Below are 14304 nucleotides of genomic sequence, written 5' to 3' on the forward strand. Positions count from 1 at the left end.
GTGCGACAATCGCCACCCGAATTCACTACTACTTCTTCCCCGATTGGTCGTCGCGCCCCAAACGCGAGACGACATCCCCTCATGCCTGATGACCATAGCGAGTCGGTCCCACCCCTTCCCATCCCGAACAGGACCGTGAAACGACTCCACGCCGATGATAGTGCGGATTGCCCGTGTGAAAGTAGGTAATCGTCAGGCTCCTCATGCCAAAACAAAAACCCCACCCCGCAAAGGTGGGGTTTTTGCGTTGGTGCGACCGAAACTCTCGTGCTGACGCGGCTGAAACGACTCTATATAAGTGAGAACCTCGATTACTAACCTTCGCAAGAAGGACTTGACAACGACGCGTTGTTACCCCATAATCGATAGTTCTCTGCGGAGGGGTGCCCGAGTGGCTAAAGGGGGCAGACTGTAAATCTGTTGGCTTACGCCTACGTTGGTTCGAATCCAACCTCCTCCACCAGAATTTCAAGCGGTAAGGGAATGCAACCCTCGCGGGTGTAGCTCAATGGTAGAGCAGAAGCCTTCCAAGCTTATGACGAGGGTTCGATTCCCTTCACCCGCTCCAGTGTCGGTTTTGTTGTGCCCATGTGGCTCAGTGGTAGAGCACTCCCTTGGTAAGGGAGAGGTCGGCAGTTCGATCCTGCCCATGGGCACCAGCTGTATCAGTCTAGTAAGTTGCGCGCGGCGCAAGGTGCGAAAATCCTGTTAGGAGTCGAAAATGGCCAAAGGTAAATTCGAGCGGACCAAGCCGCACGTGAACGTGGGCACGATCGGTCACGTTGACCACGGCAAGACCACGCTGACGGCAGCGATCACGACGGTGCTGACCAAGAAGTTCGGCGGCGAAGCCAAGGCGTATGACCAGATCGACGCGGCGCCGGAAGAAAAGGCGCGCGGCATCACCATCAACACCGCGCACGTCGAGTACGAAACGGCTAACCGCCACTACGCACACGTCGATTGCCCGGGCCACGCCGACTACGTGAAGAACATGATCACGGGCGCGGCGCAGATGGACGGCGCAATCCTGGTGTGCTCGGCCGCTGACGGCCCGATGCCGCAAACGCGCGAGCACATCCTGCTGGCCCGTCAGGTCGGCGTGCCGTACATCATCGTGTTCCTGAACAAGTGCGACATGGTGGACGACGCCGAGCTGCTCGAGCTCGTCGAAATGGAAGTGCGCGAACTCCTGTCGAAGTACGACTTCCCGGGCGACGACACGCCGATCATCAAGGGTTCGGCCAAGCTCGCGCTGGAAGGCGACACGGGCGAGCTCGGTGAAGTGGCGATCATGAACCTGGCCGACGCGCTGGACACGTACATCCCGACGCCGGAGCGCGCAGTGGATGGCGCGTTCCTGATGCCGGTGGAAGACGTGTTCTCGATCTCGGGTCGCGGCACGGTGGTGACGGGTCGCGTCGAGCGCGGTGTGGTGAAGGTCGGCGAGGAAATCGAAATCGTCGGTATCAAGCCGACGGTGAAGACCACCTGCACGGGCGTGGAAATGTTCCGCAAGCTGCTCGACCAAGGTCAAGCGGGCGACAACGTCGGTATTCTCTTGCGCGGCACGAAGCGTGAAGACGTCGAGCGCGGCCAGGTGCTGGCCAAGCCGGGTTCGATCACGCCGCACACGCACTTCACCGCTGAAGTGTACGTGCTGAGCAAGGACGAAGGCGGCCGTCACACGCCGTTCTTCAACAACTACCGTCCGCAGTTCTACTTCCGCACGACGGACGTGACCGGCTCGATCGAGCTGCCGAAGGACAAGGAAATGGTGATGCCGGGCGACAACGTGTCGATCACGGTCAAGCTGATCGCCCCGATCGCCATGGAAGAAGGTCTGCGCTTCGCGATCCGCGAAGGCGGCCGTACCGTCGGCGCTGGTGTCGTTGCGAAGATTATCGAGTAAGAGCCAGAGATCTCTCGGTAGTCTGTAGTTTTCGGGGTCGGCGGAACCGTCGGCCCCAAATGGTTTAGGGGTATAGCTCAACTGGCAGAGCGTCGGTCTCCAAAACCGAAGGTTGGGGGTTCGATTCCCTCTGCCCCTGCCACATTCTTGCGCCAAGAGGCGCTGTTTAAGGTGTTATGGCGAATCCTTCAGTCGAAACTGTAAATACTTCCAGCGATAAGTTGATGTTGGTGGCTGGGGTATTGTTGGTCTTGGCCGGGTTCGTGGGTTTTTTTCTGCTCGGCGGCCAAGAATGGTACGTCCGCGGCGCCGCTCTGGCTGTTGGCGTGATTGCCGGTGTGGCTGTCGGTCTACTTTCAGCGCCCGGTAAGAACTTCATCGCGTTTGCGAAGGACTCGTACAAAGAAGTTCGAAAGGTCGTCTGGCCGACGCGAAAAGAGGCGACGCAGACCACCTTGGTGGTCTTCGCATTTGTCCTCATCATGGCCATCTTCCTTTGGCTTAGCGATAAGTCGATCGAATGGGTAATTTTCTCGGCGATTCTGGGTTGGAAATGATATGAGCGATACTCCGACATCTCCGAGTGGAAAGCGTTGGTATGTGGTGCACGCCTACTCCGGCATGGAGAAGAGCGTGCAACGTGCGCTTCAGGAGCGCATCGAGCGGGCGGGGATGCAAGACCAGTTCGGCCAAATTCTTGTCCCGACCGAAGAAGTTGTGGAAGTCAAAGGTGGTCACAAGTCGGTCACCGAGCGTCGTTTCTTCCCGGGCTACGTGCTCGTCGAAATGGAGATGACGGACGAAACATGGCACCTCGTGAAGAACACGGCGAAGGTTACCGGTTTCGTCGGCGGTGCGCGCAATCGGCCGAGCCCGATTTCGCCGCGCGAGGTCGAAAAGATCATGTCGCAGATGCAGGAAGGTGTCGAAAAGCCGCGGCCGAAGACGCTTTTCGAAGTTGGCGAAATGGTGCGGGTAAAGGAAGGCCCCTTCACCGACTTTAACGGCAACGTGGAAGAAGTCAACTACGAGAAGTCCCGCGTCCGTGTCTCGGTCACGATCTTCGGGCGGTCAACGCCGGTCGAACTCGAATTCGGCCAGGTGGAGAAGGTTTAAGAATCTATCGCGCGAGGTCACTGGCCTCGCGCGATTCGCGCTTACGGTCCGCGTAATGGCCGTTGAGGAGCGTCAGTAGTCGTCAAGGCGAACGCGCGCTATTACTCACCGAACGCTCTTGCGTTCAGCAGAGGTTTTCAACATGGCAAAGAAAATCGTCGGCTTTATCAAACTGCAGATTCCTGCAGGTAAAGCCAATCCGTCGCCGCCGGTCGGTCCGGCGCTGGGCCAGCGTGGCCTGAACATCATGGAGTTCTGCAAGGCGTTCAACGCGCAGACTCAGGGCATGGAGCCGGGTCTGCCGGTGCCGGTCGTCATTACGGCATTCGCGGACAAGAGCTTCACGTTCATCATGAAGACGCCTCCCGCGACTGTGCTGATCAAGAAGGCAGCCGCAGTGCAGAAGGGCTCGAGCAAGCCGCACACCGACAAGGTCGGCAACATCACCCGCGCTCAAGCGGAAGAAATTGCGAAGACCAAGATGCCGGACCTTACGGCAGCTGATCTGGACGCAGCCGTGCGCACCATCGCCGGTAGCGCGCGTTCGATGGGTATCACTGTGGAGGGCGTGTAAATGGCTAAGCTTTCGAAGCGCCTTCAGGCATTTGCTAACAAGGTTGATCGTCAGAAGCTGTATCCGATCGACGACGCGCTGAGCCTGATCAAGGAATGCGCAAACGCCAAGTTCGACGAGTCGATCGACGTCGCTGTCCAGCTCGGCATCGATGCAAAGAAGTCGGACCAAGTGGTTCGTGGTTCCGTCGTTCTGCCGGCCGGTACCGGTAAGTCGGTTCGCGTCGCAGTGTTCGCGCAAGGGGACAAGGCAGAGCAAGCTCGCGCAGCGGGCGCCGACGTGGTCGGTATGGAAGATCTGGCTGAGCAAGTCAAGGCCGGCAACCTGAACTTCGACGTCGTGATCGCTTCGCCGGACACGATGCGTGTGGTGGGCACGTTGGGTCAGATCCTCGGCCCGCGCGGCCTGATGCCGAACCCGAAGGTTGGCACCGTGACGCCGGACGTCGCTCAAGCGGTCAGGAACGCCAAGGCTGGTCAGGTGCAGTTCCGCGTCGACAAAGCCGGTATTATTCACGGCACGATCGGCCGTGCTTCGTTCGAACCCGCTTCGCTGCGTCAGAACCTGTCGGCACTGATCGATGCGCTGAACAAGGCAAAGCCGGCAACGAGCAAGGGCGTGTACCTGCGCAAGGTCGCGCTGTCGAGCACGATGGGTGTCGGCGTTCGCGTGGATCAATCCACGCTGGCGCAGCAGTAAAAGGATTTCGACGCGGTCGACAGACCGCGTTCTCAAGGGCTTTGGGCGGTTGCGCGACAGTTGTTTAGTTGGGCAACCGGTTGTCAAAGACCGTTGGTGGCGGCGCAGCAGTAGGGCGGCGCCTTAATTCAAGCCAACGCAGATGGCGAACCCGAAACAGTTTTGCAGTGGTTGAAGTTGGTTGTCGATCGTTAGCAGACGGTCACCAATCGCTTGAAATACTCCTAACAGTCGGACGCCGTTGTCGAACGTGGTGCATGAGGGTTGTGGCCCGAGTGCATCGAATCTGGAGGTTTAACCGTGCCACTGAACAAAGAAGATAAGCAGGCAGTCGTCGCTGAAGTCGCCGCGCAAGTCGCGAAGGCTCAGACGATGGTGCTCGCTGAGTATCGTGGGATCACGGTTGGCGATCTGACCAAGCTGCGCGCGAAAGCGCGTGAGCAACAGGTGTATCTGCGCGTGTTGAAGAACACGCTGGCGCGTCGCGCCGTGGAAGGTACCCCGTTCGCTCCGCTGGCTGAGCAGATGACCGGTCCTCTGATCTACGGCATCTCGGAAGATGCCATTGCCGCTGCTAAGGTCGTGAACGACTTCGGCAAGAGCAATGACAAGTTGATCATCAAGGCTGGTTCCTACGAAGGCAAGGTGATGGACAAGGCGGGCGTGCAAGCGCTGGCCAACATCCCGAGCCGCGAAGAACTGCTCTCCAAGCTGCTGTTCGTCATGCAAGCGCCTGTTTCTGGCTTTGCGCGCGCTTTGGCCGCGCTGGCAGAAAAGCAAGGCGAAGCTGCATAACGTCACGCTTGGGCCGCAGTTGCTCAGTTAGGTTGAGTCGCTAGCTCGATCCGAATTCAATTTAGGAGTATTTCAAATGGCAATCGCAAAAGAAGACATCCTGGAAGCCGTTGGCGCGATGTCGGTTCTGGAACTGAACGAGCTGGTCAAGGCGTTCGAAGAGAAGTTTGGCGTGTCGGCAGCTGCTGTTGCTGTCGCTGGCCCGGCTGCTGGCGGCGCTGCTGCTGCTGCTGAAGAGCAAACCGAATTCACGGTGAACCTGCTCGAAGCTGGCGCGAACAAGGTCTCGGTCATTAAGGCCGTTCGTGAACTGACGGGTCTCGGCCTGAAGGAAGCGAAGGATCTGGTCGACGGCGCACCGAAGCCCATCAAGGAAGCGGTGCCGAAGGCTGCTGCTGAAGAAGCGAAGAAGAAGCTGGAAGACGCAGGCGCGAAGGCTGAAATCAAGTAAGTTTCATTGCGCTGTGCGAAGGCTGGCGGTTTTTCACCGCCGGCCTTTTTGTGCTTTGTGGGGACCGAGTTTTTATGCGCGTCAGCAAGCATAAATGGCCCCGCAGAAGCCAAAGACAACGTTCGGATCGGCAATTACTTCCGGCAGTTGTCTTTGTCTTCTGAAGCGACTGCAGAAGGCAAGTTTGGTCGGGTAGCGGGAAACACAGGCATCCGCTGCCGTCAGCCAGCGGTTGGTAGCGGCCAACCACCAAGCTTCTAGACTCGCGCGTCCTCCCCGGACAGCGGCGCGGGTCTCAGTCGGTGAACACCGGGCCGTGTCGTCGAGGTATCCCGCCTCGGTAACGCCCGCCGTGATTCGGAGATCGTATGCAATATTCCTTCACCGAGAAGAAGCGTATTCGCAAGAGTTTCGCGAAGCGCCCCATCGTTCACCAAGTTCCCTTTTTGCTGGCGACCCAGCTTGAATCATTCCAGACGTTTCTGCAAGCGGATACGTCCTCCTCGCAGCGCAAGGCAGAAGGCTTGCAAGCTGCGTTCACCTCTGTTTTCCCGATCGTTTCGCATAACGGCTTCGCGCGGCTCGAATTCGTCAGCTACATGCTGTCGTCGCCGGCGTTCAACATCAAGGAATGCCAGCAGCGCGGCCTGACCTTTTGCTCCGCGTTGCGCGCGAAGGTCCGTCTCGTTCTGCTCGACAAAGAGTCGCCGAGCAAGCCGGTCGTGAAGGAAGTGAAGGAACAGGAAGTGTACATGGGCGAAATTCCGCTCATGACGCCGACTGGCTCGTTCGTCATCAACGGTACCGAGCGCGTGATCGTGTCGCAGCTCCACCGTTCGCCCGGCGTGTTCTTCGAGCACGACAAGGGTAAGACCCACAGCTCCGGCAAGCTGCTGTTTTCGGCGCGGATCATTCCTTATCGCGGTTCCTGGCTCGACTTCGAGTTCGACCCGAAGGACGTGCTGTACTTCCGCGTCGACCGTCGTCGCAAGATGCCGGTCACGATTCTGCTGAAGGCCATCGGCCTGACGCCCGAACAGATCCTCGCGAACTTCTTCGTGTTCGACAACTTCGCGCTGATGAGCGAAGGCGCGCAGATGGAATTCGTGCCCGAGCGTCTGCGCGGTGAAGTCGCGCGCTTCGACATTCAGGATCGCGAAGGCAACGTCATCGTCACGAAGGACAAGCGGATCAACGCGAAGCATATTCGCGACCTCGAAAACGCCAAGACGAAGTTCATCTCGGTGCCCGAGGAGTATCTGCTCGGCCGCGTGCTGGCGAAGAACGTGATCGATCCCGACACGGGCGAAGTGATCGCGAACGCCAACGAGGAAATCACCGAAACGGTCCTCGAAAAGCTGCGTGAAGCGAAGGTCAAGGAAATCCAGACGCTGTACACGAACGATCTGGACCAGGGCCCGTACATCTCGTCGACGCTGCGTATCGACGAAACCGCAGACAAGATGGCCGCGCGTATCGCGATCTACCGCATGATGCGCCCGGGCGAGCCGCCGACCGAAGAAGCGGTCGAGGCGCTGTTCAATCGCCTGTTCTACAGCGAAGATGCATACGACCTGTCGAAGGTCGGCCGCATGAAGTTCAACCGCCGCGTGGGCCGTGACGAAATCATCGGGCCGATGACGCTGCAGGACGACGACATCCTCGCGACCATCAAGATCCTCGTCGAGCTGCGTAACGGCAAGGGCGAAGTGGACGACATCGACCACTTGGGCAATCGTCGCGTGCGTTGCGTCGGCGAACTCGCGGAGAACCAGTTCCGCGCGGGTCTCGTGCGCGTCGAGCGTGCTGTGAAGGAACGCCTCGGCCAGGCCGAAAGCGAAAACCTGATGCCGCACGATCTGATCAACTCGAAGCCGATTTCGTCGGCGATTCGCGAGTTCTTCGGTTCGTCGCAGCTGTCGCAGTTCATGGACCAGACCAACCCGCTGTCGGAAATCACGCACAAGCGCCGCGTTTCCGCACTCGGGCCGGGCGGTCTGACGCGGGAGCGCGCAGGCTTCGAAGTGCGCGACGTGCATCCGACGCACTATGGCCGCGTGTGCCCGATCGAAACGCCGGAAGGTCCGAACATCGGTCTGATCAACTCGCTCGCGCTGTACGCGCACCTGAACGAATACGGCTTCCTCGAAACGCCGTATCGCAAGGTGGTGGATAGCAAGGTGACGGATCAGATCGACTACCTGTCGGCGATCGAAGAGGGCCGTTACGTGATCGCGCAGGCGAACGCGGCGGTCGCGGAAGACGGCTCGCTGACCGACGAACTCGTCTCGTCGCGTGAAGCCGGCGAAACGCTGATGGTCACGCCGGACCGAATTCAGTACATGGACGTGGCGCCGTCGCAGATCGTGTCGGTCGCGGCATCGCTGATTCCGTTCCTCGAGCACGACGACGCGAACCGCGCGTTGATGGGCTCGAACATGCAGCGTCAGGCCGTGCCGTGTCTGCGTCCGGAGAAGCCGGTCGTCGGTACGGGCATCGAGCGTACGGTGGCGGTCGACTCGGGTACGACGGTTCAGGCCATGCGTGGCGGCGTCGTGGATTACGTGGACGCGGGCCGTATCGTGATTCGCGTGAACGACGATGAAGCCGTCGCCGGCGATGTCGGCGTGGACATCTACAACCTGATCAAGTACACGCGTTCGAACCAGAACACGAACATCAACCAGCGTCCGATCGTGAAGATGGGCGACAAGGTCTCGCGCGGCGACGTGCTGGCCGACGGCGCCTCGACGGATCTGGGCGAGCTCGCGCTCGGCCAGAACATGCTGGTCGCGTTCATGCCGTGGAACGGCTACAACTTCGAAGACTCGATCCTGATCTCGGAAAAGGTCGTCGCGGACGATCGTTACACGTCGATCCACATCGAAGAATTGAACGTGGTCGCTCGCGACACGAAGCTCGGACCGGAAGAAATCACGCGCGACATTTCCAATCTCGCGGAAGTGCAGCTTGGCCGTCTCGACGAGTCGGGCATCGTGTACATCGGCGCGGAAGTCGAAGCAGGCGACGTGCTGGTCGGCAAGGTGACGCCGAAGGGCGAAACTCAACTGACGCCGGAAGAAAAGCTGCTGCGCGCGATCTTCGGCGAGAAGGCATCCGACGTGAAGGACACGTCGCTGCGCGTGCCGTCGGGCATGAGCGGCACGGTCATCGACGTGCAGGTGTTCACACGCGAAGGCATCACGCGCGACAAGCGTGCGCAACAGATCATCGACGATGAACTGAAGCGTTACCGCCTGGACTTGAACGACCAGCTTCGTATCGTGGAAGGCGACGCGTTCTCGCGTCTCGCCCGCATGTTGAACGGCAAGGTCGCGAACGGCGGTCCGAAGAAGCTCGCGAAGGGCACGAAGATCGATCTGGCGTACCTCGAAGACCTCGACCACTACCACTGGTTCGACATCCGCCTCGCGGACGAAGAAGCAGCGGCACAGTTGGAAGCGATCAAGGACTCGATCGAGCAGAAGCGTCACCAGTTCGACCTCGCGTTCGAAGAGAAGCGCAAGAAGCTCACGCAAGGCGACGAACTGCCGCCGGGCGTCCTGAAGATGGTCAAGGTGTATCTCGCCGTGAAGCGTCGCCTGCAGCCTGGCGACAAGATGGCGGGCCGTCACGGTAACAAGGGTGTCGTGTCGAAGATCGTTCCGATCGAAGACATGCCGTACATGGCCGATGGCCGTCCGGCCGACGTCGTGCTGAACCCGCTCGGCGTGCCGTCGCGGATGAACGTGGGTCAGATTCTCGAAGTGCATCTGGGCTGGGCCGCGAAGGGTCTCGGCTGGCGCATCGGCGAGATGATGCAGCGTCAGGCGAAGATCGAAGAACTGCGTCAGTTCCTCACGCAGATCTACAACGAGTCGGGCCGCAAGGAAGAGCTGGAAGGCTTCTCGGACGACGAGATCGTGGAACTGGCGAAGAACCTGCGCGAAGGCGTGCCGTTCGCGACGCCGGTGTTCGACGGCGCGACGGAAGACGAAATGTCGCGCGCGCTGGATCTCGCGTTCCCGGACGACGTGGCGCAGAACCTTGGCATGAATGCGTCGAAGAATCAGGTCACGCTGCACGACGGCCGCACGGGCGAGCCGTTCGAGCGCAAGGTCACGGTCGGCTACATGCACTACCTGAAGCTGCACCACCTGGTCGACGACAAGATGCACGCGCGTTCGACCGGTCCGTACTCGCTCGTCACGCAGCAGCCGCTGGGTGGTAAGGCGCAGTTCGGTGGCCAGCGTTTCGGTGAAATGGAAGTGTGGGCGCTCGAGGCATATGGCGCGTCGTATGTGCTGCAGGAAATGCTGACGGTCAAGTCGGACGACGTGACGGGCCGGACGAAGGTGTATGAGAACCTCGTCAAGGGCGATCACGTGATCGACGCCGGCATGCCGGAATCCTTCAACGTGTTGGTGAAGGAAATCCGCTCGCTCGGTATCGACATCGATCTCGACCGCAACTAATCGGACTACGGAGAGAAAGCAATGAAAGCTCTGCTCGATCTATTCAAGCAAGTCCAACAAGAAGAAGTTTTTGATGCGATCAAGATCGGCCTCGCGTCGCCCGACAAGATCCGTTCGTGGTCGTTCGGCGAAGTGAAGAAGCCGGAGACCATCAACTACCGCACGTTCAAGCCGGAGCGGGATGGTCTGTTTTGCGCGAAGATTTTCGGGCCGATCAAGGACTACGAGTGCCTGTGCGGCAAGTACAAGCGCCTGAAGCACCGTGGCGTGATCTGCGAGAAGTGCGGCGTCGAAGTGACGCTGGCCAAGGTGCGCCGCGAGCGCATGGGCCACATCGAACTGGCTTCGCCGGTCGCGCACATCTGGTTTTTGAAGTCGCTGCCGTCGCGTCTGGGCATGGTGCTCGACATGACGCTGCGCGACATCGAGCGCGTGCTGTACTTCGAAGCGTACGTGGTGATCGATCCGGGCATGACGCCGCTGAAAGCGCGGCAGATCATGACGGAAGAGGATTACTACAACAAGGTCGAAGAGTACGGTGACGAATTCCGTGCCGAAATGGGCGCGGAAGGCGTGCGCGAACTGCTGCGTTCGATCAACATCGACGAGCAGGTCGAACTGCTGCGCACCGAACTCAAGAACACGGGTTCCGAAGCGAAGATCAAGAAGTACGCGAAGCGCCTGAAGGTGCTCGAGGCGTTCCAGCGTTCGGGCATCAAGCCTGACTGGATGGTGCTCGAAGTGTTGCCGGTGCTGCCGCCGGAACTGCGTCCGCTCGTGCCGCTCGACGGCGGCCGTTTCGCGACGTCGGACCTGAACGACCTGTATCGCCGCGTCATCAACCGTAACAACCGGTTAAAGCGTCTGCTCGAACTCAAGGCGCCTGAAATCATCGTCCGCAACGAAAAGCGGATGCTGCAGGAAGCCGTCGATTCGCTGCTCGACAACGGCCGTCGCGGTAAGGCCATGACCGGCGCGAACAAGCGTCCGCTGAAGTCGCTCGCTGACATGATCAAGGGTAAGGGCGGTCGTTTCCGTCAGAACCTGCTCGGTAAGCGCGTGGACTACTCGGGCCGTTCGGTGATCGTGGTCGGCCCGACGCTCAAGCTGCATCAGTGCGGTCTGCCGAAGCTGATGGCGCTCGAACTGTTCAAGCCGTTCATCTTCAACAAGCTGGAAGTGATGGGCGTCGCGACGACCATCAAGGCTGCGAAGAAGGAAGTCGAGAACCAGACGCCGGTGGTGTGGGACATCCTCGAAGAGGTGATCCGCGAGCATCCGGTCATGCTGAACCGTGCGCCGACGCTGCACCGTCTCGGCATTCAGGCTTTCGAGCCGGTGCTGATCGAAGGTAAGGCAATCCAGCTGCACCCGCTCGTTTGTGCGGCGTTCAACGCCGACTTCGACGGTGACCAGATGGCTGTTCACGTGCCGCTGTCGCTCGAAGCGCAGATGGAAGCGCGCACGCTGATGCTGGCGTCGAACAACGTCCTGTTCCCGGCCAACGGCGATCCGTCGATCGTGCCGTCGCAGGATATCGTGCTCGGCCTGTACTACGCATCGCGTGAAGCGATCAACGGCAAGGGCGAAGGCCTCACGTTCACGGGCGTGTCGGAAGTGATCCGCGCGTACGAGAACAAGGAAGTCGAGCTGGCTTCGCGCGTGAACGTGCGTATCACCGAAATGGTGGCGAACGAAGACACGAGCGAAGGCGCGCCGAAGTTCGTGCCGAAGGTCACGCTGTACGCGACGACTGTGGGCCGCTCGATCCTGTCGGAGATTCTGCCGCCGGGTCTGCCGTTCTCGGTGCTGAACAAGCCGCTGAAGAAGAAGGAAATTTCGCGTCTGATCAACACGGCGTTCCGCAAGTGCGGTCTGCGCGAAACGGTGATCTTCGCCGACCAGCTGATGCAGATGGGCTTCCGCCTCGCGACGCGCGCCGGTATCTCGATTTGCGTGGACGACATGCTCGTGCCGCCGCAGAAAGAGACGATCGTCGGCGACGCCGCGAAGAAGGTGAAGGAGTACGACCGTCAGTACATGTCGGGTCTCGTCACCGCGCAGGAACGCTACAACAACGTGGTCGACATCTGGTCGAACACGTCGGAAGCGGTCGGCAAGGCGATGATGGAGCAGCTCTCGACAGAACCGGTCGTGGATCGCGAGGGCAAGGATACGCGTCAGGAGTCGTTCAACTCCATCTACATGATGGCCGACTCGGGTGCGCGGGGTTCCGCCACGCAGATTCGTCAGCTCGCCGGTATGCGCGGCCTGATGGCGAAGCCGGACGGCTCGATCATCGAGACGCCGATTACCGCGAACTTCCGCGAAGGCCTGAACGTGCTGCAGTACTTCATCTCGACGCACGGCGCACGTAAGGGTCTGGCGGATACGGCACTGAAGACGGCGAACTCGGGTTACCTGACGCGTCGTCTCGTGGACGTGACGCAGGATCTCGTCGTGGTCGAAGACGATTGCGGTACGTCGAACGGCGTGGCGATGAAGGCGTTGGTCGAAGGCGGTGAAGTCGTCGAGGCGCTGCGTGACCGTATTCTCGGTCGCGTCGCGGTGGCGGACGTCGTCAATCCGGAAACGCAGGAAACGCTGTTTGCGTCGGGCGATCTGCTGGACGAACACGCGGTGGAAGAGATCGAACGTCTCGGCATCGACGAAGTGCGCGTGCGCACGCCGCTCACCTGCGAAACGCGCTACGGTCTGTGCGCCGCGTGCTACGGCCGCGACCTCGGCCGCGGTTCGCGCGTGAACGTCGGCGAAGCAGTCGGCGTAATCGCGGCGCAGTCGATCGGTGAGCCGGGCACGCAGCTGACCATGCGTACGTTCCACATCGGTGGTGCGGCGTCGCGTGCGGCGGTTGCATCGACGGTGGAAGCGAAGAGCAACGGTACGGTGCGTTTCACGGCCACGATGCGCTACGTGACGAACGCGAAGGGCGAGCAAGTCGTCATCTCGCGTTCGGGCGAAGCGATCATCGCGGACGACTTCGGTCGCGAGCGTGAGCGTCACAAGGTTCCGTACGGCGCGACGCTGCTGCAACTCGACGGCGCTCAGATCAAGGCCGGCGCGCAACTGGCTCAGTGGGATCCGCTGACGCGTCCGATCATCACCGAGTGGGGCGGTACGGTGAAGTTCGAAAACGTCGAGGAAGGCGTGACGGTCGCCAAGCAGATCGACGACGTGACCGGTCTGTCCACGCTCGTCGTGATCGACGCGAAGCGCCGCGGCTCGCAGGCTGGCAAGAGCGTGCGTCCGCAGGTGAAGCTGCTCGACGCGAACGGCGAGGAAGTGAAGATCCCGAACACCGAGCATTCGGTGCAGATCGGCTTCCAGGTCGGCGCACTGATCACCGTGAAGGATGGTCAGCAAGTGCAGGTCGGTGAAGTGCTGGCTCGTATCCCGGTTGAAGCGCAGAAGACGCGTGACATTACCGGTGGTCTGCCGCGCGTGGCCGAACTGTTCGAAGCGCGCTCGCCGAAGGACGCCGGCATTCTGGCGGAAGTCACGGGCACGACGTCGTTCGGTAAGGACACGAAGGGCAAGCAGCGTCTCGTCATCACGGACCTCGAAGGCAATCAGCACGAGTTCCTGATCGCGAAGGAAAAGCAGGTGCTGGTGCACGATGGTCAGGTCGTCAACAAGGGCGAAATGATCGTCGACGGTCCTGCCGACCCGCACGACATCCTGCGTCTGCAGGGTATCGAGGCGTTGTCGCGCTACATCGTGGACGAAGTGCAGGACGTGTACCGTCTGCAGGGCGTGAAGATCAACGACAAGCACATCGAAGTGATCGTGCGTCAGATGCTGCGCCGCGTGCAGATCGTCGACAACGGCGATACGCGCTTCATTCCGGGCGAACAAGTCGAGCGGTCGGACATGCTCGACGAGAACGACCGCATGATCGCGGAAGACAAGCGTCCGGCGACGTACGAGAACGTGCTGCTCGGTATCACGAAGGCTTCGCTCTCGACCGATTCGTTCATCTCGGCAGCGTCGTTCCAGGAAACGACTCGCGTGCTGACCGAAGCGGCGATCATGGGCAAGCGCGACGATCTGCGCGGTCTGAAGGAAAACGTGATCGTCGGCCGTCTGATTCCGGCCGGTACGGGTCTCGCGTTCCACAAGGCGCGTAAGAGCAAGGAGTCGGCGGATCGCGAACGCTTCGACCAGATCGCTGCCGAAGAGGCATTCGATTTCGGTACGCCGGAAGCCTCGGCAACGGAGCAACAGCCGCATACCAACGAGTAAACGCGTTTCGCTGGTAGCA

Annotated in this window: 9 protein-coding genes, 4 tRNA genes and 1 rRNA gene; all 14 read left to right on the forward strand. The window is 60.3% G+C overall.

Annotation, left to right across the window (positions count from 1 at the left end):
- Nucleotides 1–84 precede the first annotated feature (84 nt).
- The 14 genes from rrf to rpoC all read left to right on the forward strand — a co-directional run bounded on the left by rrf (nucleotide 85) and on the right by rpoC (nucleotide 14285).
- A 5S ribosomal RNA gene (gene rrf / locus P9239_RS19605) occupies nucleotides 85–198 on the forward strand.
- 179 nt (nucleotides 199–377) lie between these two features.
- Nucleotides 378–463: transfer RNA gene (locus tag P9239_RS19610), tRNA-Tyr, on the forward strand.
- Nucleotides 464–494: 31 nt separating this feature from the next.
- Nucleotides 495–568: transfer RNA gene (locus P9239_RS19615), tRNA-Gly, on the forward strand.
- Nucleotides 569–584: 16 nt separating this feature from the next.
- Nucleotides 585–659 (forward strand) — tRNA-Thr (locus P9239_RS19620).
- 62 nt (nucleotides 660–721) lie between these two features.
- The gene (gene tuf, locus P9239_RS19625; protein ID WP_090541958.1) at nucleotides 722–1912 is read left to right on the forward strand and encodes an elongation factor Tu; all 1191 of its coding nucleotides are present in this window, start codon (nucleotides 722–724) and stop codon (nucleotides 1910–1912) included.
- Nucleotides 1913–1978: 66 nt separating this feature from the next.
- A tRNA-Trp gene (locus P9239_RS19630) sits at nucleotides 1979–2054 on the forward strand.
- A 34-nt stretch (nucleotides 2055–2088) separates the two neighbouring features.
- On the forward strand, nucleotides 2089–2469 hold the full coding sequence (gene secE / locus P9239_RS19635) for a preprotein translocase subunit SecE (protein WP_309753846.1): 381 nt from the start codon (nucleotides 2089–2091) through the stop codon (nucleotides 2467–2469).
- A 1-nt stretch (nucleotide 2470) separates the two neighbouring features.
- Nucleotides 2471–3028, forward strand: coding sequence for a transcription termination/antitermination protein NusG (gene nusG, locus P9239_RS19640; RefSeq protein ID WP_159837189.1), 558 nt, complete (start codon nucleotides 2471–2473; stop codon nucleotides 3026–3028).
- Nucleotides 3029–3170: 142 nt separating this feature from the next.
- Nucleotides 3171–3602, forward strand: a complete 432-nt coding sequence (gene rplK / locus P9239_RS19645; protein WP_062256081.1) for a 50S ribosomal protein L11 — start codon at nucleotides 3171–3173, stop codon at nucleotides 3600–3602.
- Nucleotides 3603–4301: a 50S ribosomal protein L1 gene (gene rplA / locus P9239_RS19650; protein ID WP_309753847.1), complete on the forward strand. Its 699-nt coding sequence runs from the start codon at nucleotides 3603–3605 to the stop codon at nucleotides 4299–4301.
- A gap of 300 nt (nucleotides 4302–4601) precedes the next feature.
- On the forward strand, nucleotides 4602–5096 hold the full coding sequence (gene rplJ, locus P9239_RS19655; RefSeq protein WP_159837187.1) for a 50S ribosomal protein L10: 495 nt from the start codon (nucleotides 4602–4604) through the stop codon (nucleotides 5094–5096).
- Nucleotides 5097–5172: 76 nt separating this feature from the next.
- A complete protein-coding gene (gene rplL, locus P9239_RS19660; protein WP_175946426.1) occupies nucleotides 5173–5547 on the forward strand; it encodes a 50S ribosomal protein L7/L12 in 375 nt (124 codons plus the stop codon).
- Nucleotides 5548–5915: 368 nt separating this feature from the next.
- On the forward strand, nucleotides 5916–10022 hold the full coding sequence (gene rpoB / locus P9239_RS19665) for a DNA-directed RNA polymerase subunit beta (protein WP_309753848.1): 4107 nt from the start codon (nucleotides 5916–5918) through the stop codon (nucleotides 10020–10022).
- 21 nt (nucleotides 10023–10043) lie between these two features.
- The gene (gene rpoC, locus P9239_RS19670) at nucleotides 10044–14285 is read left to right on the forward strand and encodes a DNA-directed RNA polymerase subunit beta' (RefSeq protein WP_309753849.1); all 4242 of its coding nucleotides are present in this window, start codon (nucleotides 10044–10046) and stop codon (nucleotides 14283–14285) included.
- Nucleotides 14286–14304 lie beyond the last annotated feature (19 nt).

This window comes from Caballeronia sp. LZ062, assembly GCF_031450785.1.
GTDB lineage: Bacteria > Pseudomonadota > Gammaproteobacteria > Burkholderiales > Burkholderiaceae > Caballeronia.

Coding starts and splice junctions, on each gene's coding strand:
- rpoB (WP_309753848.1), top strand. CDS start 5,916: ATGCAATATTCCTTCACCGAGAAGAAGCGTATTCGCAAGAGTTTCGCG.
- rplL (WP_175946426.1), top strand. CDS start 5,173: ATGGCAATCGCAAAAGAAGACATCCTGGAAGCCGTTGGCGCGATGTCG.
- rplK (WP_062256081.1), top strand. CDS start 3,171: ATGGCAAAGAAAATCGTCGGCTTTATCAAACTGCAGATTCCTGCAGGT.
- rpoC (WP_309753849.1), top strand. CDS start 10,044: ATGAAAGCTCTGCTCGATCTATTCAAGCAAGTCCAACAAGAAGAAGTT.
- nusG (WP_159837189.1), top strand. CDS start 2,471: ATGAGCGATACTCCGACATCTCCGAGTGGAAAGCGTTGGTATGTGGTG.
- rplA (WP_309753847.1), top strand. CDS start 3,603: ATGGCTAAGCTTTCGAAGCGCCTTCAGGCATTTGCTAACAAGGTTGAT.
- secE (WP_309753846.1), top strand. CDS start 2,089: ATGGCGAATCCTTCAGTCGAAACTGTAAATACTTCCAGCGATAAGTTG.
- tuf (WP_090541958.1), top strand. CDS start 722: ATGGCCAAAGGTAAATTCGAGCGGACCAAGCCGCACGTGAACGTGGGC.